13 protein-coding genes and 3 pseudogenes are annotated in these 23,225 nt (G+C 44.1%); 9 read left to right on the forward strand and 7 right to left on the reverse strand.

What is annotated here, in order from left to right; genetic code table 11:
* The first annotated feature begins 363 nt into the window (after positions 1-363).
* From ACOBWA_RS06435 to ACOBWA_RS06445, 3 genes are read left to right on the forward strand one after another with little or no spacing between them, the layout of a single operon-like run.
* Positions 364-3,111: an ESPR-type extended signal peptide-containing protein gene (locus ACOBWA_RS06435; RefSeq protein WP_420230544.1), complete on the forward strand. Its 2,748-nt coding sequence runs from the start codon at positions 364-366 to the stop codon at positions 3,109-3,111.
* Complete coding sequence (locus ACOBWA_RS06440) at positions 3,108-7,148, forward strand: hypothetical protein (protein WP_420230545.1); 4,041 nt, start codon at positions 3,108-3,110, stop codon at positions 7,146-7,148. Before ACOBWA_RS06435 ends, ACOBWA_RS06440 begins: the two co-directional genes overlap by 4 nt.
* Entirely contained in the window at positions 7,145-9,040 is a 1,896-nt protein-coding gene (locus ACOBWA_RS06445; protein WP_420230546.1) for a YadA-like family protein, read from the forward strand. Before ACOBWA_RS06440 ends, ACOBWA_RS06445 begins: the two co-directional genes overlap by 4 nt.
* A gap of 267 nt (positions 9,041-9,307) precedes the next feature.
* Here the strand turns inward: ACOBWA_RS06445 and maiA are convergent, their stop codons facing one another.
* Complete coding sequence (maiA, locus tag ACOBWA_RS06450) at positions 9,308-9,958, reverse strand: maleylacetoacetate isomerase (protein WP_420230735.1); 651 nt, start codon at positions 9,956-9,958, stop codon at positions 9,308-9,310.
* Positions 9,959-10,114: 156 nt separating this feature from the next.
* Between maiA and ACOBWA_RS06455 the strand changes: the two genes are divergently transcribed.
* Complete coding sequence (locus tag ACOBWA_RS06455; protein ID WP_420230547.1) at positions 10,115-10,972, forward strand: IclR family transcriptional regulator; 858 nt, start codon at positions 10,115-10,117, stop codon at positions 10,970-10,972.
* Positions 10,973-11,022: 50 nt separating this feature from the next.
* Here ACOBWA_RS06455 and ACOBWA_RS06460 read toward each other — a convergent pair.
* The 4 genes and pseudogenes from ACOBWA_RS06460 to ACOBWA_RS06475 form a co-directional block, all read right to left on the reverse strand.
* A pseudogene (locus tag ACOBWA_RS06460) lies at positions 11,023-11,597 on the reverse strand (VOC family protein).
* A 174-nt stretch (positions 11,598-11,771) separates the two neighbouring features.
* On the reverse strand, positions 11,772-13,073 hold the full coding sequence (gene fahA, locus ACOBWA_RS06465) for a fumarylacetoacetase (protein WP_420230548.1): 1,302 nt from the start codon (positions 13,071-13,073) through the stop codon (positions 11,772-11,774).
* Positions 13,074-13,368: 295 nt separating this feature from the next.
* A pseudogene (locus ACOBWA_RS06470) lies at positions 13,369-14,564 on the reverse strand (aromatic amino acid transaminase).
* A 157-nt stretch (positions 14,565-14,721) separates the two neighbouring features.
* Complete coding sequence (locus ACOBWA_RS06475; protein ID WP_420230549.1) at positions 14,722-15,669, reverse strand: LysR family transcriptional regulator; 948 nt, start codon at positions 15,667-15,669, stop codon at positions 14,722-14,724.
* Between the two features lie 161 nt (positions 15,670-15,830).
* On the opposite strand from ACOBWA_RS06475, the pseudogene hppD reads away from it, so the two are divergent.
* The 5 genes and pseudogenes from hppD (at position 15,831) to ACOBWA_RS06500 (ending at position 19,987) form a co-directional block, all read left to right on the forward strand.
* Positions 15,831-16,930: pseudogene (hppD, locus tag ACOBWA_RS06480) on the forward strand (4-hydroxyphenylpyruvate dioxygenase).
* 131 nt (positions 16,931-17,061) lie between these two features.
* A complete protein-coding gene (locus ACOBWA_RS06485) occupies positions 17,062-17,307 on the forward strand; it encodes a hypothetical protein (protein WP_420230550.1) in 246 nt (81 codons plus the stop codon).
* The gene (phhA, locus tag ACOBWA_RS06490) at positions 17,244-18,008 is read left to right on the forward strand and encodes a phenylalanine 4-monooxygenase (protein WP_420230551.1); all 765 of its coding nucleotides are present in this window, start codon (positions 17,244-17,246) and stop codon (positions 18,006-18,008) included. The genes ACOBWA_RS06485 and phhA overlap by 64 nt, the downstream gene beginning before the upstream one ends.
* 124 nt (positions 18,009-18,132) lie before the next feature.
* A complete protein-coding gene (locus tag ACOBWA_RS06495) occupies positions 18,133-18,474 on the forward strand; it encodes a 4a-hydroxytetrahydrobiopterin dehydratase (protein WP_420230552.1) in 342 nt (113 codons plus the stop codon).
* A gap of 109 nt (positions 18,475-18,583) precedes the next feature.
* Positions 18,584-19,987 (forward strand): Na+/H+ antiporter NhaC family protein, encoded by a 1,404-nt coding sequence (locus tag ACOBWA_RS06500; RefSeq protein WP_420230553.1) that lies wholly within the window; start codon positions 18,584-18,586, stop codon positions 19,985-19,987.
* Between the two features lie 68 nt (positions 19,988-20,055).
* On the opposite strand, the gene ACOBWA_RS06505 is transcribed toward ACOBWA_RS06500, so the two are convergent.
* Both ACOBWA_RS06505 and ACOBWA_RS06510 read right to left on the reverse strand, forming a co-directional pair.
* A complete protein-coding gene (locus ACOBWA_RS06505) occupies positions 20,056-20,802 on the reverse strand; it encodes a siderophore-interacting protein (protein WP_420230554.1) in 747 nt (248 codons plus the stop codon).
* Between the two features lie 80 nt (positions 20,803-20,882).
* Positions 20,883-23,057 (reverse strand): TonB-dependent siderophore receptor, encoded by a 2,175-nt coding sequence (locus ACOBWA_RS06510; protein ID WP_420230555.1) that lies wholly within the window; start codon positions 23,055-23,057, stop codon positions 20,883-20,885.
* Positions 23,058-23,225: the final 168 nt, after the last annotated feature.

Here is a 23,225-nt window from a genome sequence, read left to right on the forward strand (position 1 = left end):
AAGCGCATATTTAGTAGTAGATAAAAGCTGACTCTTCTTAAAATCGACGTAATTTATTATAAATAGACAAAAATGAAAAGTATTTATATTCGTTTATATGAATATAACCGACGAACGGTATCAAAATACGGATGAACGGCATTGTCTCTCTTTATATATTCGGTAATACTAATATATACAGAGAGTGATAAAGATTATACAAAACAGAACGTCTTATTCCTTAAAGACTAATACAACTGTTATTTGAACAAGGTCTCGTTATTATAAGCATATAACCGTTTTATTTTGTGATATCGACTCTCTGCAAAATGGATTTTAATTCTGATTTTTTAAATCTGACAAGTCTGTAAGGGAGTACGCATCATGAACCGCATCTATAAAGTCATCTGGAATGAAGCCTTAAATTGTTTTACCGCCGTTGGTGAATACGCGAAGGGACGTGGCAAATCTTCCAAATCGAGTGTTAGCTCTAACGCTACCATCAACACAACGTCTAACCTATCCGTTATCCATACGTTACGTCTGAGCACTATAGCGCTTGGGCTACTATCTGCTGGCTTTGGCATGCAGGCAAATGCATTGGGTACTTACTTTGTTGGAGACGACCCAACACCTAGAATACATACCAATTCATTCCTTCATCAAACACTAACGGTGCAGGGTGGAGAAACGGTCATTGGTGATCCAAATACCAAAAATATCAGCGTGACTGCTAATAGGCATGATAAGTCGCTAACGATAAAGCTTGATGAAAATATCGACTTAGGGACTGATGGCAGTCTCAAAACGGGTGATACTTTAGTTGACAATTCAGGTATTAAGATTACAGCCATAAATCCAGCCAATAGTGTCACTTTGAGCAGTAGTGGTCTAAACAATGGTAGTAATAAAATCATTAATGTAGCCGATGGCGACGTTATGGTAGGGAGCAAAGATGCAGTTAATGGCTCGCAACTTCATAGCTTAGCCAGTACGGTTGCGGCTAACAAAACCAAGTACTACAGTGTGAACAGTGGTGCTACAGGAAACAAAAACAACGATGGTGCACAGGCACTAAATGCCATGGCTATGGGTGGTAATGCCTTAGCGACGGGTGGACAAGCCATTGCCATTGGTAGTGGAGAGAGTGGTCAAAATACCGTAGCTAGTGGTGAGCAGTCTATCGCCATCGGTGCCAACGTTGTATCAAGTGGTAACTCGTCTATCGCCATTGGTGGTGATGACTTAGATGACGCCTCAAAGGTAAGTGGGGTTAATGCATTATTCAACACTTATACAGGCAGTACAGGCGGACTTGTTACAGTTGGCGATTACAGTAATCACACTGAATCTAATGGAGCAGCATCTGTTGCTATTGGTGTAAAAGCCCATTCCAAAGGCAATCTTTCTACTGCTGTTGGTGTACGTTCAAGCTCATCAGGACAGGCATCTTCTGCCTTTGGTATGGGATCGTCAGCAAGTAAAGATGGTTCGGTTGCTTTAGGTGCAGGTTCCACCACGCTTAATAATGCCACCTACCAAGAGAAACTTACTATTGGTAATAAAGATTATTTTTATGTTGGTGCGACCAATGATAAAGGAGCACAAGTCTCTGTTGGCTCAAAAGGACGTGAGCGTCAAATCAAGCATGTCGCTAGTGGCGAAGTAAGTTCGGGAAGTACTGATGCAGTGAATGGCAGCCAATTACATGCAACCAATGAGTCTGTTAAAGATTTGAGCACTACGGTTGTGGCTAACAAGACACATTATTATAGTGTTAAAGATGGTGGAACTCCTAAAGCCAACTATAATAATGACGGTGCGATAGGCAATAATGCGATGGCAGCAGGAATAGGTGCTGAAGCGAAAGGTGATCAAGCCACGGCAGTTGGTTATAAGGCGAAAGCAGTCGCTTCAGAGAGCACGGCCATAGGTAGAGAAGCTCTAGCTGAAGGTCATAGATCTGTTGCCTTAGGTTATGCTGCAAAGGCAAAAGGGCATCAAAGTGTCGCAATCGGTGATAATGCAGAGACTCAAGCAAGATCAGCTGTTGCTATCGGTCTTGGTGCAAAAGCTTTCAACGGTAGCTCGACGGCAATAGGTAACGGTGCAGATACAAAGACAGCCACGGACGCCATTGCTTTGGGTACTAACGCTAATGTCGAAAACCGACATGGCATTGCTATGGGTATCGGGGCTACTTCTGTTGGTGACAGTGCTTTAGCTATAGGCAGTGGCTCTCAAGCCAATGGTCTCTATACAGTAGCTATGGGTAAGGATGCGCAAGCATTGCACCGTGAAGCAGTAGCTATCGGTAAAGGCGCAATTGCAAAGAATGGTATAGCCGTTTCTATTGGTTCAGAGAATACCGCTAGTGGTGATGGTGCAGTAGCTATTGGTGATCCAAACGTAGCGACTGGTGCAGGTGCAGTAGCAATAGGTAAGGATAATACGGCCACTGGTATAGGCGCTATAGCACTGGGCAACGAATCTTTAGCAACCAAGGATAGCAATATAGCCTTAGGAAACAAAGCACAGGCGACTGGAAATCAATCCATTGCGCAGGGTAGTCATGCAAAAGCTCTAGGCGACCGTTCAGTGGCTTTAGGTGAACGTGCACAAGCTACTACGTTGACAGGTACTGCTATTGGCTCACGTACGCTCGCTAGTGCAGTACAAAGCACGGCAGTTGGTGTTGGTTCTAAGGCTACTAAGCAGTGGGCAACAGCTACAGGATTTAGTTCAGAAGCAAATGGTATTAGCTCTGTGGCTTTAGGTGATCGAAGCGTAGTGGATGGAAAAGAATCGATTGCGATCGGTAAAGGTAATACAGTGAACGGCACTAATTCAATTGCTGTGGGTACTGGTCATACTATTGCTGGAAATAACTCAGGTGCCTTTGGTGATCCTAATATTATTAGCGGCAGCGGCAGTTATGCGGTTGGTAATAACAACAATATTGCTAATAACAATACTTTTGTTCTAGGTAATAATGTTGGCACAACACAAGACAACAGCGTTGTGCTAGGTAGCTTATCTACTGATCGTGCTGCTACGACTGAAGCTGGCGTTACCATCAACGGAAAAATTACACTTATGTTGGTCAAGGCTCTGCTACAAATGGTGTCATGAGTGTTGGTTTTGTTGGTGGCGAACGTCAGATAATTAACGTAGCTGCAGGTGCTGTGAGTGCAAGTAGTACAGATGCCATCAACGGCAGTCAGTTACATGCCACTAACGAAGCAATTGATGATTTGAGCGGTACAGTTATCGCCAACAAAACCAAGTACTACAGTGTGAACAGTGGTGCTACAGGAAACAAAAACAACGATGGTGCACAGGCACCAAATGCCATGGCTATGGGTGGTAATGCCAGTGCTACAGGTGGTCAAGCCATTGCCATTGGTAGTGGAGAGAGTGGTCAGAACACCGTAGCGAGTGGACAACAGTCTATCGCCATTGGTGCCAACGTTGTATCAAGTGGTAACTCTTCTATCGCCATTGGTGGTGATGATTTAGATGCTGCCTCAAAGGTAAATGGGGTTAATGCATTATTTGACACTTATACAGGCAGCACAGGCGGACTTGTTACAGTTGGCGATTATAGTAATCACACTGAATCTAATGGAGCAGCATCTGTTGCCATTGGTGTCAAAGCCCATTCCAAAGGCAATCTCTCTACGGCTGTTGGTGTGCGTTCAAGCTCATCTGGTGATGCCTCTTCTGCCTTTGGTATGGGATCTTCAGCAACCAAGAAAGGTTCAGTGGCACTTGGTGCGGGTTCAACCACACTCACCGATGCGACTTACCAAGATAAGCTTACTATTGGCAGTAAGGATTATTTATACGCTGGTGAGACAAATGATAAAGGGGCACAGGTCTCTGTTGGCTCAGAAGGAAGTGAGCGTCAAATTAAACATGTTGCTAGTGGTGAGGTGAGTGCATCCAGTACCGATGCGATTAACGGTAGTCAGTTACATGCAACCAATGAGTCTGTTAAAGATTTAAGTACTACGGTTGTGGCTAATAAAACGCACTTCTATAGTGTCAATAGCACGGATTCGACCCGTGGCAATTATAATAATAATGGTGCGACTGGCGTTGATGCGATAGCAGCTGGGGTTAGTGCTGAAGCGGAAGGTGAACAAGCCACGGCAATTGGTTATAAAGCGAAAGCCGAAGGCGACCGTTCAGTGGCTTTAGGTGAACGTGCACAAGCTACTACGTTGACAGGTACTGCTATTGGCTCACGTACGCTCGCTAGTGCAGTACAAAGCACGGCAGTTGGTGTTGGTTCTAAGGCTACTAAGCAGTGGGCAACAGCTACAGGATTTAGTTCAGAAGCAAATGGTATTAGCTCTGTGGCTTTAGGTGATCGAAGCGTAGTGGATGGAAAAGAATCGATTGCGATCGGTAAAGGTAATACAGTGAACGGCACTAATTCAATTGCTGTGGGTACTGGTCATACTATTGCTGGAAATAACTCAGGTGCCTTTGGTGATCCTAATATTATTAGCGGCAGCGGCAGTTATGCGGTTGGTAATAACAACAATATTGCTAATAACAATACTTTTGTTCTAGGTAATAATGTTGGCACAACACAAGACAACAGCGTTGTGCTAGGTAGCTTATCTACTGATCGTGCTGCTACGACTGAAGCTGGCGTTACCATCAACGGAAAAAATTACACTTATGTTGGTCAAGGCTCTGCTACAAATGGTGTCATGAGTGTTGGTTTTGTTGGTGGCGAACGTCAGATAATTAACGTAGCTGCAGGTGCTGTGAGTGCAAGTAGTACAGATGCCATCAACGGCAGTCAGTTACATGCCACTAACGAAGCAATTGATGATTTGAGCGGTACAGTTATCGCCAACAAAACCAAGTACTACAGTGTGAACAGTGGTGCTACAGGAAACAAAAACAACGATGGTGCACAGGCACCAAATGCTATGGCAATGGGTGGTAATGCTAGTGCTACTGGCGGGCAAGCTATTGCTATTGGTAGTGGAGAGAGTGGTCAGAACACCGTAGCGAGTGGACAACAGTCTATCGCCATCGGTGCAAACGTCGTGTCAACAGGGCATTCTTCTATCGCCATTGGCGGCGATGATCTAGATGATGCCTCAAAAGCCAACATCGATGGAACCTCTGTATCCACACTCAATGGTGGTGATGTCAATACTACTTTCTTCTCCTATACAGGTCGTGATTTGGTTGAGACGCCGCGCTACAAGGTAAACACCGAGTCAGGTGGTGCCGCCTCTATAGCTATTGGGGCAAAGTCGTTATCTGAAGGTGCACTATCTACCGCTGTTGGCGTACAGTCCTCTTCATCTGGTGTTGCGTCTTCTGCCTTTGGCATCGGTGCTTCAGCAAGTGAAAAAGGATCAGTCGCACTTGGTGCAGGTTCAGTGGCCAATGTTGCAGGTGGCGCTATAGGTTATGATCCAACAGGTAATAATGATGCTGCAATCATAGCAACCCAAAGTGGCGCAAGTTATGGTGCTGTTTCAGTCGGGACCGGAGAAGCGGGTGGCACTCGTCAGATTGTCAATGTCGCTGCCGGTACCAATGACAGCGATGCAGTGAACGTATCTCAGCTAAAAGTGGTCACAGAAACGGCTAATAGAGGCTGGGATATCAGTGTACAAGGTGACAGTGCTACCGCAAGTACGGTAGAGCCTGGTGACTCAGTGGACTTCAATAGTAAAAATAGCAATATCACCGTCTCCAAAACAGCAAACAGCAATGATGTCTCGTTCGAGCTCAACAACAACCTAGATCTAGGCAATAACGGCAGCGTTACCACTGGTAATACTCAGGTGAATAATGCAGGTGTTACTTTATATAATGGTGATAATAACCAAGTAGCATTGACTAACAATGGTCTGAACAATGGCAACAATAAAATTACTAATGTTGCTGATGGTTTGATTGATGATAATAGTAAGGATGCGGTTAACGGTGGGCAGCTCTTTAAGACTAATAATGAAATTGCCAAAGGTATCAAATTCAACGTCAATAATGGTCTCAATAGAACCTTTGCTTTAGGGGAGGAAATAAAATTTGACACTGATAGCAACTTAATTACAACTCCACTCTCTACAGGCGACGGTATTGAGCTTAGCTTAGCCCCAGTGATGAACATTGGTACTGCTAGTCCAGTACAGATCAATGGTGATACAGGTACGATCTCAGGTCTAACTAATAGAACCTTTGATTCAACGACAACTTACACTGGTGGACAGGCAGCTACTCAAGAGCAGTTATCAGGGCTTAGTGGCACTATCATCGACAAAGGCTTTAGCATCACCGCTGACAACGCTTCATTAGCCCTTGGTGAAACTGAAGACAAAGTCAAACTCAGTGAAACGGTTAAATACACCAGTGCAGATGGCAGTATCGTCACTACAGTGGCAGATAATGAAATCGACTTTGCATTGGGCGACAACCTCAATGTTGGTGGAGCAGGTCAAGACGGTGAAGATGGTGTAGATGGCTTCATCGGTGTGAATGGCGCAGACGGTGCATCTGGCGTGGCGATTAATGGCGCTGATGGCACAATCGGTCTAACGGGTCCTGCAGGGATAGACGGTGTGAGTCCAACGCTGACCATGCGTCCAGAAATCCGGCCTGGCGACGTATTTGATGATGACACAGACGTCACTCGCTTAAGTTACGAAGATGTTGACGGTAACAGTCATACCATAGCGACGTTAGAAGATGATGGTTTACGATTCTCTGGTAATGACAATCCAACTGTTGGTTATGTCACTCGCAACCTAAACAAGGAGATGCAGATTGTTGGTAGTAAAACAGCTATTGGTACATATTCATCAGGCAATATCAATACGATTGCGACACAAGATGGTGGTATTGAGATTCAAATGGCTGATTCACCGAAGTTTGGTGAGGTAGTCATCAATGCTGAAAATACCGGTAAAATCACGGGTCTTGCTGCTGGTGAGGACGATACTGATGCCGTCAATGTCTACCAGCTCAATCAAACCAATTCTACTATCAACCAAGGTCTAGACTTTGGGGGTGACAGTGGTACCGATGTCAACCGTAAACTTGGTCAAAAGCTAACTGTCAAAGGTGGCGATACTATCAATGCTGATCCAGCAACAAAAACATCAGTGTTACCGCTAATGGCGCAGATACCTTGACTATCAGATTGGATAAAGATATTAATCTTGGTAATACAGGCAGTGTTACCACTGGCAATACTCAGGTGAATAATGCAGGTATTACTTTATATAATGGTGATAATAACCAGGTAGCACTGACTAACAATGGTCTGAACAATGGCAAAAACAAAATTACCAATGTTGCTGATGGTTTTTTGAGTGATATTAGTAAAGATGCGGTTAACGGTAGTCAGTTGTTTAAGACCAATAACGAGATTGCTAAAGGTATCAAAATTGGTGACGGCAATAGCGATAATGATCAGCAATTTGCATTAGGCGATACCATAAATGTCACAGGTGATAGTAATCTGACTACTGTCGCTTCTGCGACTGGCATCCAAGTGAAACTGAATAATCAGTTAGACCTCGGAGATGATGGCAGTATACAGATAGGCAATAGCATCATGAGTGATGCAGGCTTTACCTTCGTTGGAAATGGCGTGAATAGAATGGTTTCGCAGGTCTCATTGAGTAGCCGTGGTCTAGACAATGGAGGCAACACCATTCGCAACGTTGGGGAAGGTGTGCTAAATACGGATGCTGTTAATGTTGGGCAGCTAAAAGATGTCGCCATTGCCTTGGATAAAGGTTGGGGCATCACCGCTCAAGGTGATATCGCTACGATGGTAAAACAAGGAGATGCTGTCGACCTTAGTAGTAAAGACGGTAATATCAAGGTATCTCGGAAATCAGTGAGTGATGTGGCTGCTTTCGATAGTAGTCCATCACTACAAGCTGCAGCCATACCTACCAATGCTAATGATATTAGCTTTGATCTGAACCCAGATATTACTTTGAATAGCGTAACCACTGGTGGTACGGTTATGAATGACAATGGACTGACCATTGCAGGTGGTCCAAGTGTTACGAAAAGTGGTATTGATGCCGCTAATACCAAAATTACCAACGTTCAAAATGGGGAAGTTTCGGCGACAAGTCAGGACGCTATAAATGGTGGTCAGCTTTACGCCCAAGGAGCTGGTATCAGTAGTATTATCGGTGGTGACACTGTTTATGATGCCGAAGATGGTACTTTTACCAACAGTGACATTGGTGGAACGGGTGAAAGCAATATCGATGGTGCGATTGCTTCTATCAGACAAGGCACGATTGAAATTAGTGAAAATGTGCAAATTAACACAGAGAGCATTACCACTAATACAACCAATATCGCGACCAATACGACAAATATTGCTACGAATACCAGCAATATCACGACCAATACCACGAATATCAAAACCAATAAAGATAAGCTAGATGCTGGACTCAATTTTGGCGCAGACAGTGGTGCCAATATTAACAAACCAATTGGCGATGAGAGTGTCCTCAGTTTCACTGGTGGCAATAACATCACCACCACAGCAGATGGCAGTAGTATTAAGTTTGATCTAAACGGTAATATCAGCGTTGATAGTGTCACAGTTGGGACAGCGATTATCAATAGTGAGGGCATCAGTATGCAAGATGGGCCAAGTATGACGTCTCAAGGTCTATATGCTGGTAACCAACGTATGACTGGTGTCGCCGATGGGATCGAAGCAACAGACGCCGTCAATTATAGTCAGCTTAGCGCGCTTGATAGTCGACTCAATAACAATATGAGCGATCTTGGCTACAAAATTGACGAAGTAGAAGACGATGCAAACGCAGGTATCTCAGCTGCGATGGCAATGTCGGCAATGCCTCAAGCTTATATCGCAGGTAAGTCATTGATCGGTGGCGGTGTTGGTACCTACAATGGAGAGAGCGCTGTAGCAATTGGTTTCTCTAAATTATCTAATGATGGTCGCTGGGTCATCAAGGTAAATGGTACAGCAGATACTCAAGGCAACGTAGGTGGGGCAGTTGGTGCAGGTTTCCATTTTGATTAACAAAACCTTTCGACTGTAGTTATCGATAGACTATAAAAAAGCAAGACATTGGATGTCTTGCTTTTTACGGCTTGATAAAGGGTGGTTAACTAGGGTATATCATCAATTAGCACATTAATACATTTAGTGGCCTTAAAATAGCAAGTTTTGTCAAACAACGAGTTCTTCTTTGTTTGGCTACAATTCGTCTTATTTTAGGGTCCGTAATCTAAATTATGACATGCCCTAAGAATATAAGTAGCGTGCTGTTCAAAAAACTGTCTCAAATTAGGCATCACGTTTCGGCGCATCAGGTTGCATCATAGGATCCGCATCTGCAAATGCTTTTAGTGTACGGCAATGAGTATCAATAGCGACGATACTAGGATAAGCGCTTAAATCTACTTTGAAGCGGCGAGCAGAAGAGACTTGCGGAATCAAATAACAATCTGCGAGAGTAGGACTGTCCCCATAGCAGAACTGTCCGCGATTGTTATCCGCTGCCAAACGTGTCTCTAAAGCGGCAAAACCTTCACTGATCCAGCGATTGCACCATGCAATCACATCTTTCTCGTCTACTGACAGCTCATTGCGTAGGTACTGTAAAATGCGGCGATTATTAATTGGGTGGATGTCGCAACCAATCATGGCACTCAGCGCGCGCACCTGCATACGCCCAACAGCATCGTTAGGTAATAGTACGTGCTCAGGGTAGACCTCTTCTAACCACTCCAAGATAGCTGGACTTTGATATAATAATAAATCGTCAGCTTGTAGGACAGGTACTAATCCTTGCGGGTTAATCGCTTTAAAGGCAGACTCTAACTGTTCATCCTGTGCCAGATTGATCGTGATATCATTGTAATCTAAGCCTTTTAGATTCATAGCGATACGAGTACGGTAAGACGTGCTACTACGAAAGTAGCCATAAAGTGTCATCATGATTCATGTCCTTATGTAGATGTGTTTTATAAAGATAAACATTATGAAGTAGGATCTGTATCTCATCGATATTTGATCGGGTAAACCCTTATTGAACAAACCACTAACAAGCAAAATTAAAAAATAACCAAGCACACCAGAATCGAGCAAATCATGCCAGCAGACAAACCCCTTATAGACAGTTCTATCAGCAGTAAAAACCAAAGTGGGGTTCAGTCGCTTGAGATTGGGTTGTCGATTCTAGATGTGTTGATCGATCGCAATGAGCCTATGATGCTAAAGGATATCGCTGAAGCCATGCAAATGCATCCAGCAAAATCCCATCGTTACTTGGTCAGTCTCATCCGCAAAAACTACGCGCGTAAGCTTGATGATGGTCGCTATGGGCTTGGCGATAGAGTCAATGCATTGGCATCACTAGGACATACTGGACTCAACCAAAACAATCTTTTGGCACGTCTCACGCAAGTGGCTAACGAAATCAAAGACACGTTAAATTGCGGTGTGCAAATTGCCAAATGGTTTAGCGAAGGCCCAATTATCATTCAGTCCGTTGAGCCAGACAGTCCGATTAGCATCATTACTCGCATCGGCTCACGTATGCCTCTGACAACATCGGCCACAGGGCAGTTATTTGCCAGTTATCAACCTGATGCTGTCATTCAACCATTGGTCACAGCTGAATGGCATGCGAGTAATACCGCCGCAGATATGGCCGAGAAGTGGCAGCACTTTACCCAGCTACAGGCCAAAATTCGTACTCAAGGCTATGCGACAGTGACGGGCGATATGCTTATGGGGATTAACGCTATTACGATTCCTGTTATATTGCCACAGCTTGCCAGTAGTGCTGATAAACCATCTACGAGTAGTGACAAAATTGCTAGTGAAGATCTATTGCTAGAATATGCTATTACTATCATTGGGACGATAGAGCAATTGCCTATGAGTGAGCAACATAACGTGATTAAGCAAATACTGGCGATAGCACAGCGTTATCAAATTGCATAATTAGAGTATCTTTAGAGAATTTATTTCTAAAGATGCTCTAATGTTCTGTGTCACTCGCCGACAGGGGCAACTTCGCGTGCTTCAGCTAACTCATCACTATGCAAAAACTGTGTATGTGCAGGAGCGCGTTTGGTACGAGACCACTCATCTAGCATGTCTTGCTTGATGGCATCTGTAATCATCGAGACTTTATCTTCTGAAGTTGGATCGTCATAGGTTAGCTCTAGACGATGACCATTAGGGTCAAAGAAGTAAATCGAGTGGAATATACCGTGATTGGTCACGCCAATGACATCGATGCCTGCATTTTCTAAATGCTCTTTGGCAACGATTAGCTCGTCACGGTCCTTAACCTTTAACGCTAAATGTTGCACCCAGCTTGGGGTATTCGGGTCAAAGCCCATCTCAGGTTGGTTGGGTACTTCGAAAAATGCTAAGACATTGCCATTACCAGCGTCCAAAAAGACGTGCATATAGGGGTCAAAGGCTTTGGTCGAAGGCACATGGTCTTCTGCGAATGCTAAGATGAAATCCATGTTTAGATTTTTTTATACCATTCGACGGTTTCTTTGGCATCTTTGCAGCGGTAAGCCACATGATGGATTTTCTCAATTTGAAAGCTCATATCAATGTCCTTTTGATAAGTCGTGTCACTCATTTAGCTTTATTCACATAACGATGAGTAGGTGAATGCGTTTGTTTTCCTATCCGCCTGCATGAGAATTTTCACGCCTATTTTGCTATTTCTCTATCTATGTTATTTCTTAAATGCTATTTATCAGTCATTACTTTTCAAATACTACTTGTCAAAATCAAAGCTCAGTGCTGGTAATACCTTGCCGCGTACTTCACCAAAGCCAACACGGATGCCGTCTTTTTCGCTATAGCCTTTCATGATGACCGTGTCACCATCTTCGATGAAGCTGCGCGTCTCACCGCCTTCAAGCGTGACTGGTTTGGTAGCGTTCCAAGCAATCTCTAGCATTGAGCCATAAGAGTCAGGTGTTGGGCCTGAAATCGTACCTGAGCCCATCATGTCACCGACTTCAACTTTGCAACCAGTGATGGTGTGGTGGGTAAGCTGCTGTGTCATTGACCAGTACATGTACTTAAAGTTAGTCTCGCAAATGACCGTCGCTGTCTCTGCATCTTTAGGTAGTAACTCAACCGATAGATTGATGTCAAAGCTGTTGTCGCTCGCTTTTCCGTTTAGATAAGCAAGTGGCTTGGGTTCTTGTGTTGGACAAGCTGTTTTGAACGGTGCCAATGCATCCATAGTGACAATCCAAGGCGACACCTCGGAGGCAAACGTTTTGGCATTGAATGGACCTAAAGGCACATATTCCCACTTTTGGATATCTCGAGCTGACCAATCATTGAGCAAAACCATACCAAAGATATGATCAGCGGCATCATCTACGGCGATTGGCTGACCGATATGATTGCCTTTGCCAACGACAAATGCGGTCTCTAGCTCAAAATCCAAGCGCTTACAGGCTGAGAAGATAGGACGCTCATCAGGGCTAGGCTTTAGCTGACCTGATGGACGCACGATATCAGTTCCACTGACGATGACGGTGCTGGCGCGTCCGTTATAACCGACAGGCATTTCAGTCCAGTTAGGCAATAGGGCGTTGTTTGGATCGCGGAACATGGTGCCGACGTTGGTCGCGTGCTCTTTCGATGAATAGAAATCGGTAAATCCCGGTACTTGCACTGGCAAATGCATGGTGACGTCTGCCTGCTTAAACAGGGCTTTGTTCTGAAAGTCTGCATTGTCACGTAAGGTGTCAGTGTCGCTAGACAGCAGTGTCTGAATGGTCGTGCGTGCCTGCGTCCAATTGTCTCGACCAGAATCAATAAAAGCATTTAGCGTAGATTGGTTAAAATAAGGACCACCGTCTAAACTTAATAGTCCTTCTGTCTCTAATACAGACAAGTCGAGTACATGCTTACCAATGGCAACACCTGCACGGCGCTTGTTATTATCAGCAGCGTCTTTAGTCTCGCTAAAGATACCATAAGGGAGATTGTGAATAGAAAAGTCAGAGTCAGCAGCGATATCGATAAAAGAGGTGAGGGTGCTGTCAGTCATTGACATGATTTGCTCCTTGCTAATATAAATTATGAATTACGTTATAATTAATTACTTACGTATAATGTAATTTATTGATATATGGATTGCAAGTTTTTTGTGCAACGTCTTTTGTGAAAAGGCTGCTTTGAAAAGTTGTTGCCGTTGTTTGACTAAAGGGTTTTAGCTAAACGGTTCTGACTAGATGGTTTTGATTAAATGCTAGGCGCAAAAAAGGCCGCGCAATCGCTCAGCCTTTCTTATCTATGTTTATTTTTTATAAAGTTACATATTGAGGAACATGTTAAGTAACTTGGACTAATTAATCTTTTAAGACGTCTGCCATGGCATTGGCCACATAGTCGATGTTGCTGGTATTTAGGCCAGCCACACACATACGTGAGTTAGATACCATATAGATACCAAACTCAGTCTGTAAACGCTCGACTTGCTCAGGCGTCAAGCCAGTAAAGCTAAACATACCGTTTTGACGAGTGATGTAATCAAAGTTACGGTGAGGGATTTTGGCTTCTAACACTGACTTTAGCTTTAGGCGCATGGCTTTGATACGGTCGCGCATCGCATAAACTTCGCCAACCCACTGCTCATGTAGTGCTTCATCATTCATGACGATATCGACCACGCGTCCACCATGTGATGGGGGCTTGAGTAAATACGGCGTACGGTTGCGTTAAGTTGACCGAATACGCGCTCGGTTTCGTCTACGGCTGGGCAGACGACTGATAGGCCGCCGACGCGCTCGCCGTATAGCGATAAGTTTTTAGAGAATGAGTTGCTAACAAACAATGGGAGGCCCATCTCAACGGCTTTACGAATAGCGTAAGCGTCGCTGTCCATGTCTTCGCCAAACCCTTGATAAGCGATGTCCATGAATGGAATCAGCTCACGTGCCTTCACGACGTTGAGTACAGTATCCCATTGCGCTTGGGTCAAATCCATACCGGTTGGGTTATGACAGCATGGGTGTAGCAAGATGACGTCGTTTTTGTTCAATGTCTCAAAAAACGCAATCATTTCCTCAAATTTGATACTGCTGTTGGCTTTGTCGTAGTACGGGTATTTACCGACTTCTACATCAGAGCCTTCAAAGATAGCAATATGGTTGCCCCATGTTGGATCGCTCACATAGCACTTAGCTTGTGGGAACCAGTCATGGATAAACTCAGCACCAACTTTCAATGCGCCAGAACCACCGATTGTAGCGATAGTAGCGACCAAGCCGTCTTTTAAAATCTGGGCGTCTTTACCAAATAGTAATTCCTGACAGCCTTTACGGTGGCCTGGCAGGCCTGCCATTGGCAGGTATGGACGCGGTGCGATAGGATCAGCAATACGCTCTTCGGCTGTTTTTACACAGTCGAGTACAGGCAATACGCCATTCTCATCATAATAAATACCAATGCCTAAATTGACCTTGTTAGGATTGCTATCTGCTGAGTATTTTTCCATAAGACCTAAGATTGGATCACCAGCGTAATAATCGATACGTTCAAACATGCCATTTCCTTATAAAAATATAAATCGAGCAGCCGAAAATCATAGAGCAAATCGCGGCTGAACTCAACACGAGAGTGGGTTATATGAGGCAATTAATAAAATAAATAGCCAAATAGATTGTTTATCCATCTATCAAGCGCATTTGACATGCTATACGTCATTCGCTAGACGATGATTCAGAGTGATGTAGGTCGTTATAATGAGTCGCAAAATAGGTTTGCAAGAACTGCTTAAAAGCAATGGTCGCCGGAGAGAGCGCCCGTGAAGCACGTTGATAGATAAAGAATTGCCGCATTTTGACTGGTTGAGTGAGTGGTCGCATCAGTAGACCATTGGCGCTGACCCAATCAATAACTTCAGGCATATAGGGCAGACACAGCGTGATACCAAAGCCTTGACGTGTCATCTCAAGCGCGGTAGACATAAAGTTCACTTTGTAGCGGGCTTGTTGAATGTGAGCGGAGATAGAGTCGTCGAGCTCTGCGGTTACTTGCTCAAGGAACGGACCTTGCAAGGTAATTAGTGGCGTTTCTAATAAATCTTGCCAAGTAATTTCGTCTCTTTGTGCCAGCGCATGATTGTCTGGCATAACCACGCAAAATGGTAGCTGATACAACAGGTCAGCACCGATATCATCTTCAGTTTCTATAAAACCGAGCTCGGTACCAACCCCTAAATCGACTTCGATATCTTGGATATGCTTAAGCAAATTCTCGGCTGAACAGTCCAATAGTGAGACGCCGATATTTGGATATTCTTTGGCAAATTGAGCGATGACAGCAGGTAGGGAAGATGCTGCAAACTGTGATACCGCCAAGCGCACCTGACCTTGGGCCAAGCTGGTCAAGCTACTCGCTTCATTTTCAAACAGCTGCATCTCATTCAAGATGCGCCGCGCTTGCGGTAGTAGGTGCCGTCCTACTGCTGACAGAGACAACTGGCGAGTGGTGCGATCAAACAGCACGATACCGAGGCCAGTCTCTAATTCCTTAATCAATCCACTGACGGCAGATTGGGTCAAATACATCTGTTCGCTGGCGCGAGTAAAGCTGCCGTTGTCAGCGACTTTGATAAATGCGGTCAATTGGCGAATGCTGATATTCATAAGTAAACCTGATAAATAAATCATAAAAAACAATTAGTCTTATAAATAAAGCTAATCTAATATAAATACAACGTCAACAATAAAGATTGATTATTAATCGTTTTATAGACTTTCGCTAATAACCAACTTTTTACCACCAATTGAAATTAAGGATAATTACAATGGCAGATTTATTTGACAACCCAATGGGACTGAATGGATTTGATTTTGTCGAGTTTGCTTCTCCGCAGCCTGATGCGGTCGACGCATTGTTTAAGCAGCTTGGTTTTGCTCATGTCGCCAATCATCGTTCAAAAGATGTTGCTCTATATCGCCAAGGTGACATCAACCTTATCCTAAACCGCGAACCAAAAAGCCAAGCCAGTTACTTCGTTGAAGAGCATGGTGCTGGTGCTTGTAGTATGGGATTTCGTGTACAAGACGCCAAAAAGCATATGAGCGTGCTGTGGAGATGGGTGCGCAGCCAGTAGATGTACCAACTGGTGTGATGGAGCTTAGACTGCCAGCGATCAAAGGCATCGGTGGTTCACTAATCTATCTAATTGACCGTTATAAAGACGGCGAATCTATCTATGATGTCGACTTTGAGTTCTTTGCAGATATCGACAGAAACCCTGTCGGCTATGGTTTCAAAGTTATCGACCATTTAACGCATAACGTCTATCGTGGACGCATGGCGTACTGGGCAAAATTCTATGAGCGTATCTTTAATTTCCGCGAGATTCGTTACTTTGATATCAAAGGTGAGTACACGGGACTAACCAGTAAAGCCATGACCGCACCTGATGGAAAAATCCGTATTCCGCTCAATGAAGAAGCCAAACAGGGCGGTGGTCAAATAGAAGAATATCTAATGCATTTCAATGGCGAAGGTATTCAGCATATTGCGCTAGCCAGTGATGACTTGTTTACCAGCATCGATAAGCTAAAAGCGGCTGGTATTCCGCTTATGACCGCACCAAATGCTGCTTACTATGAAATGCTGAGTGAGCGTTTGCCAAATCATGGTGAAAATGTCGCTGACTTACAAACGCGCGGTATCTTATTAGACGGCACCACAGAAGGCGGCGCACCGCGTCTGCTGCTACAGATTTTCTCTGAGACCATCTTGGGTAGCCCAGTGTTCTTTGAGTTTATTCAGCGTAAAGGCGATTATGCAGATGGCTTTGGTGAAGGTAACTTTAAAGCGTTGTTTGAGTCGATAGAGCGCGACCAAGTACGTCGCGGCACAGTCGGTCAGCCAGAGACTGAAACGCTATAAAACCATCTAAAGCCTAGACCACATCTAACAAACGGACAAGACAAAAGGAGTTTGTGTTGTCCTTAATAGAGTATTACCTACAAGCACGACAGCAAAGGTAATGCTCTCATTGCGATAAAAGGAATACAGGCATGGAACGCCTATCACAGATAGATTCTCTTAATACTGCCATCGGTACCAATAGCGTTGCGACTAATAAGCAAAGTGACGATGCGTCCAGTCATTCTAACGCGACAAATAAAAAACAGCCGTATATCTCACACCAGCCCGATAACCATGGTCGTATTCACTATAGTGATGATGAGCATGCGATGTGGCAAGCGCTGCGGCACGTCAAGCGGAACAAACGCCCAATCGTGCGTGTACTGCATATTTAGAGGGTTTAACTAAGTTAAACCTACCGACCACACGTATTCCTCAGCTACGAGATATTGACGAGGTATTACAAGCGACCACAGGTTGGCAGACCGCCGCTGTGCCTGCATTAATCAGCTTTGGTAAATTTTTCAAACTACTGGCCAATAAGTCCTTTCCTGTGGCGACGTTTATTCGTCGATTTGATGATATGGACTATATTGAAGAGCCTGATATCTTTCATGAAATCGTTGGGCATTGCCCGCTATTGACCCATCCTGCGTTTGCAGCCTTTAATGAAACATATGGTAAGCTTGGTCTTAGCGCAACCAAAGAAGAACGCTGGTTTTTAGCACGGCTGTATTGGTTTACCATCGAGTTTGGATTGGTCGGCAGTCGAATAGAAAATCGTAGAATCTATGGCGGCGGTATATTAAGCTCACCTTCTGAAACGATCTACGCACTTGATCGGACGCCGCAAGAGCTTTCAATCGCTCAAAATAAGCCGCAATCTCAACCTCAGTCTCAACCTGAGCACCGAGCGTTTGATTTGCTCGATGTGTTGCGTACACCCTATCGTATCGATCAGATACAGCCGATCTACTATGTCATTGATGAATTAGATACCTTATTTGATATCGTTGATAGCGACATCATGGGTACGGTCAAAAAGGCAATTTCGCTTGGACTATTTGAGCCGACCTATCCAGAAAAAACTCGTTAAAAACGTCAATTCAAAATTAAACATGAAAACCAACACTTCAGTACGGAATATTGAGATAGCAGCAAAGCTATATCAACATGGATGTACGAGTATTAAAAAATAGCCACTATAAAAGGATTTTATTATGACAGCACTATCACAAAACAGCTGCGAAGCTTGCCGCATTGGCGCACCGAAAGTTGATGAAGCCGAAGCAAAAGAATTATTACCGCAAATTCCTGATTGGTCACTAATTGAGGTGGGTGGTATTCAGCAATTGCAGCGTCAGTATAAATTTAAAAACTTCGTCTCAGCAATGGCATTTGCCAATCAACTGGCAGACATCGCTGAAGCCGAAGGACATCATCCGGGTATATTGGTAGAGTGGGGTAAGGCTACGGTCACTTGGTGGTCGCATAGTATCAAGGGTTTGCATCGCAATGATTTCGTCATGGCAGCTAAGACCGATGACTTAATCGATAAGTAATAGGTTGCTTTACTAACAAGTCAATTTAATCGTACTTCTACCATTAAAATTAAAATTAAAATCAAACCCAATTTAGTGCCAGTATTTACTGGCATTTTAAGGATGTGTCATGCCACCAAAACCCCTCACCTTAATCAGTGCCAAGCTCGCCTTTATCATATCTGCCATCGTCATCGGTATCATGGGCATCACCATGATCGGCTTTGGCTGGGTACCGCACCTGTCTCTTATCTTAGCTATCTGTGTACTACTGGCTATCGGTATGACTAAAGGACTCAGCTTTGATGACATGCAAGCGCAAATGGCCTCAGGTGTCATGCGTGGTATTGGTGCCATCTATTTGTTCTTCTTTATTGGACTGATGGTGGCGGCTCTGATGATGTCAGGAGCAATACCTACACTGATGTATGTAGGCTTTCAGCTTATCTCACCTGAGTACTATTATATCTCTGCCTTTATCTTGACCTCTATTATCGGTATTGCATTGGGTAGTAGTTTGACGACTGCAGCTACCTTGGGCGTAGCCTTTATTGGTATGAGTAATGCCTTTGATGCCAATGTGGCGATAGCAGCAGGGGCAGTAGTATCAGGCGCGTTCTTCGGCGATAAGATGTCACCCTTGTCTGATACGTGTACGATTGCATCCTCTGTCGTTGGTATTGATCTGTTTGAGCATATTCGCAATATGATGTATACAACCGTACCTGCGTGGATACTGACAGTGATCTTGTTTTGGATGTTCTCAGGACAGACGACTAGTGCTGATTTGAGTCAAGTAATCATATTGCAAGGACAACTGATAGACAGTGGTCTAGTACATGGGTATTCGGTATTACCCTTTGTGGTATTAGTCGGATTGGCACTGTTTCGGGTTAATGCGATTTATACGATTATCTGTACGATTGCCGCGGCATTGATCATTACTTATGTACACAGTTCACCAAGTTTTGGTCAATTGGGTGGTTATCTGTTTGCAGGCTATGCCCCTGCTGAGTCATTAGAGTTGGGTGAGGTAGGTGGTATGCTGTCACGCGGCGGTGTACAGAGTATGTTCTTTACTCAGGCAATTGTGATACTGGCATTAAGCTTAGGTGGTCTATTAACGGCACTGGGGATTCTGCCAGCACTGTTATCTGGTATTAAGGATACATTGACGACATCAGGCCGAGCGATATTCGCTGCAGCGATGTCGGCACTAAGCATTAACGTGCTAATCGGTGAGCAGTATTTGAGTATTCTACTGTCGGGTACGGCATTTCGTTCAACGTTTGAGCGCTTACACTTACATCCTAAGAATTTATCTCGGACGATTGAGGATGCGGGAACGGTGATTAATCCATTAGTGCCTTGGAGTGTGTGCGGGGTGTTTATCAGTCAGGCGCTAGGGGTGCCGGTATTAGACTACTTGCCTTATGCATTCTTCTGTTATTTGTCATTGCTGCTGACGCTGCTATTCGGGTTTACGGGGCTGACGATTAGTCGGGTTAAAGAAGGGAAGGTGGTCGAAGCGTGATAGATAATGATTGATAAAAAAGGCGTAGTTCATATGAGCTACGCCTTTTTTGAATATGAAATCTGTATTTACTGATCTTCCATTTGCGCATCCTGACTTTTGACGATTTTATGCTGATCCTCTGTGCTATCGACTTTCCAGTAGCTAGAAACATATAAATGCGTCTTTGGTACCGCGCGCTCAACTTTGAAGTACTGGCGCAGTGTACGCATACTATGAAATTCACACGCAGCCCAAACAGCAAGTTGACCATCAAGCCAGTTCAATGATTTAACACAGCTCAGTAAAGGGCTATCGTCTGCATTTGGATGGGCATTAATCACCCAATGTATCTCGACGTTCTCTGGTTTTTTGAGCGTCTGACGATCTGCCTCAGTCGTCACTTCAAGTACTGCGTAACCACGAGCATCAGTAGGTAACTGTGCTAAGTTGACCGTAATCGCTGGTAGCGCGGTCATATCACCGACTAATAAAAACCAATCTGCTTCATCGTTAATGAGCTTCTTTGGCCCTGGACCACCTATTAGAATTTGATCGCCGACTTGCGCATGTCGTGCCCATGCCGATGCAGGTCCTTCCGTCTCATGTAAAGCAAAATCAACATCTATTTCGCCATCACGTTGCACGCTCACCGTATAAGTACGCATCAGTGGGCGACTATCTACATCTTGAGGAAATATCAGTTTGATATAAGCACTTTCTTGATCGATAGGAAAATCAACCATGCCAGCACCGCCAAGCGTGACACGGCACATATTTGGCGTAATGTATCTAGTGCCAATAACTTCTAGTACTCTTGGAGTAGGTTTTGCCATATTGTGCTTTCCTTCTAACAGCGGGTTAGGGGTTAGGGGTTGGCTTACTAATAGCACCAACCCGCTGCTTGTAAATTTGATTAAAAATTAGCTTTTAGGCTGACTGATATTTGACGTTCAGGTCCCATCCAGCAGTTATTGATGTCGTAACAAGCACCGACATAGGTCTTATCAAACAGATTGTTGATACTAGCACCCACAGCCAGCATAGGGTTTATCTGATAGCTGCCTCCGACATCTACCAGCGTCACACTTGGCAGTTCATCTGAGTTTTGCTTGTCAATCTGCATACCATCTTCATAGCGAACACCAGCATTGAGAGTGAGTTTGTCTGTAGCATAGTAGTCTGCCCATAGCGTGGCTTTGTGTTTGGCAGTTTGAGCAGGGGTATTACCGACTACATCAGGGTTGAACTCATCTTCTGTGATCTCAGCATCGGTGTAGCTGTAGCTTGCCGCGAGATCTACCCAGTCATTAAGCATGCGACTGCCTGATATCTCAAAGCCTTTTGATTCAATTTCACCAGTTTGAACTTTTTGTTGAGAATTAGCGGGGTTGGTTACTATGACATTTTTCTGTGTGATATCAAATATGGAAAGTGTTCCTTGAGTTGCACGGTCTGGAGACAGATATTTGAAGCCAGCTTCGAGCTGATCAGCAGTGCTTGGTTCAAAAGGTTCATTAGTAATAAAGTTGCTACCAACAACGGGCTGAAAAGACTCTGAGTAACTAGCAAACGGTGATAAACCATTGTCAAAATCATAAATGGCAGCAAGACGTCCGCTGGTTTCTGACGCATCATTAATAATAGTTTTAGAGCCTGGTGCACCTAGATAAATTGAATATTGCTCATTAGTACTTTCAAAATCATCATGGCGTAAGCCTGCCACTAGTGTTAAATCTTTCCATTTCATTTCATCTTGTACATAAACACCAAGTTGACTTTGCTCGATATCATCTTTCTGATAATAGGTGTCTAGTGATAGCGTATCAGTGCTAATTTGAGAAAAACTAGGTCTAGATAGGTCAATAGGTAAGTCTTCGCTTTGGAGTGTATCTTGATAAGTAACAGTGCTATCAGTATCTTGGTATTCAACACCAAATAATAAGTTATGAGAAGTGTTTGCAGTATCAAACTTATAGGCCAGTTGGTTATCTGTGGTCCAGTTATTCATGCTCTCATCAGTGGTATAAGCGCTACGTTTCAAAATTTCGTCACTATCATCAAGAAACCCACGGTTATACATATTGCGTTGCTGCGCCTCGGCATCGGTATAGCGCGTAATATGTTTAAAAGTTAACTGGTCATTGATATTCCAGTTCACAGTAACACTTGGCATAAATACTTCTTTACTAAATTTATTCCATTCATCGCCTGCATAGGCATCACTGCCGAGCTTGCCATAGCTTGCCTTGTAGACAGTGCCGACAGCAGGTAAGGGGGTAGATGGTACCATCTCTGGATCATCTTGATAAAACAGATTGGCAAGTACCGAGACATCATCAGTTGCCTGCCATTCAAGCGATGGATTAATCAGCAATCGCTCTTCTTCTGTGGTTTGCATTTGACCGTCTTTTTGGCGTTTTAGCGCGACTAAGCGATAGTTCAAGGTGTCTGTGATAGGCCCCGTGCTATCGACGGCCACTTCTTTTAGGTTTTGATTGCCAAGTCGTAGCTGCACTTCATTTTCTTGAGTGCTCTTAGGGGCTTTGGCTATTTGGTTCACCATACCACCGGGAGCTGCATAGCCATAAAGGGAAGAGGCGGGACCTTTCACGACTTCTACTGCCTCAGTCGCATAAACATCGACTTGTGGCATTAGATTCCAAGCGCCATCGTAGGGCAGTCTTAGTCCGTCATAAAAGTTTGAGTAGGTTTTAAACCCGCGAATATTGTACTCATCAAATATAGACACCGTACCGCGGCTTTCAGAGCTGACACCAGGCTCATAACGCAGAGCAGCGTTGACACTATCAGCCTGACGCTTTTGCAAAAGTTCTTGATCAATTCTGGTATAACTCATTGGCGCATCGTTTGGGTCCAATGCAGTTTTGGTGCCAGTACTACGATAGCCATCTGAGTAGACGGTGATAGCATCTAAGGTGGCTGATGGTGTAGCAGCCTCATCGTTCTCAGTATTGTTTGTCGCCTCTACAGCGTAAGCGGCGTGACTCATACCCATAATCAGGCCAATTTGTACTGCTGTGGTGAGATATTTTTTGCGAATGACGTTAGTGGTTAGATGAGACCGCATCAGATTTCCTCTTGGACTAAAATGATTGAATATTATTTATAACAGTTGAAGCAAATTTATAACGACGCTAATAATAACACTAATGATAATTATTATCATTAAAAAATTACAACGAGACAGTTTTGAGAAGTATTTGCAGAACTTAAAAAGGTAGAGACGCAGTGTTGC

It is taken from the genome of Psychrobacter sp. ER1, assembly GCF_048631835.1.
Taxonomy (GTDB): domain Bacteria; phylum Pseudomonadota; class Gammaproteobacteria; order Pseudomonadales; family Moraxellaceae; genus Psychrobacter.

Coding starts and splice junctions, on each gene's coding strand:
- ACOBWA_RS06435 (WP_420230544.1), top strand. CDS start 364: ATGAACCGCATCTATAAAGTCATCTGGAATGAAGCCTTAAATTGTTTT.
- ACOBWA_RS06440 (WP_420230545.1), top strand. CDS start 3,108: ATGAGTGTTGGTTTTGTTGGTGGCGAACGTCAGATAATTAACGTAGCT.
- maiA (WP_420230735.1), bottom strand. CDS start 9,958: ATGACACTTTATGGCTACTTTCGTAGTAGCACGTCTTACCGTACTCGT.
- ACOBWA_RS06455 (WP_420230547.1), top strand. CDS start 10,115: ATGCCAGCAGACAAACCCCTTATAGACAGTTCTATCAGCAGTAAAAAC.
- fahA (WP_420230548.1), bottom strand. CDS start 13,073: ATGTCAATGACTGACAGCACCCTCACCTCTTTTATCGATATCGCTGCT.
- ACOBWA_RS06475 (WP_420230549.1), bottom strand. CDS start 15,669: ATGAATATCAGCATTCGCCAATTGACCGCATTTATCAAAGTCGCTGAC.
- ACOBWA_RS06485 (WP_420230550.1), top strand. CDS start 17,062: ATGGAACGCCTATCACAGATAGATTCTCTTAATACTGCCATCGGTACC.
- ACOBWA_RS06495 (WP_420230552.1), top strand. CDS start 18,133: ATGACAGCACTATCACAAAACAGCTGCGAAGCTTGCCGCATTGGCGCA.
- ACOBWA_RS06500 (WP_420230553.1), top strand. CDS start 18,584: ATGCCACCAAAACCCCTCACCTTAATCAGTGCCAAGCTCGCCTTTATC.
- ACOBWA_RS06505 (WP_420230554.1), bottom strand. CDS start 20,802: ATGGCAAAACCTACTCCAAGAGTACTAGAAGTTATTGGCACTAGATAC.
- ACOBWA_RS06510 (WP_420230555.1), bottom strand. CDS start 23,057: ATGCGGTCTCATCTAACCACTAACGTCATTCGCAAAAAATATCTCACC.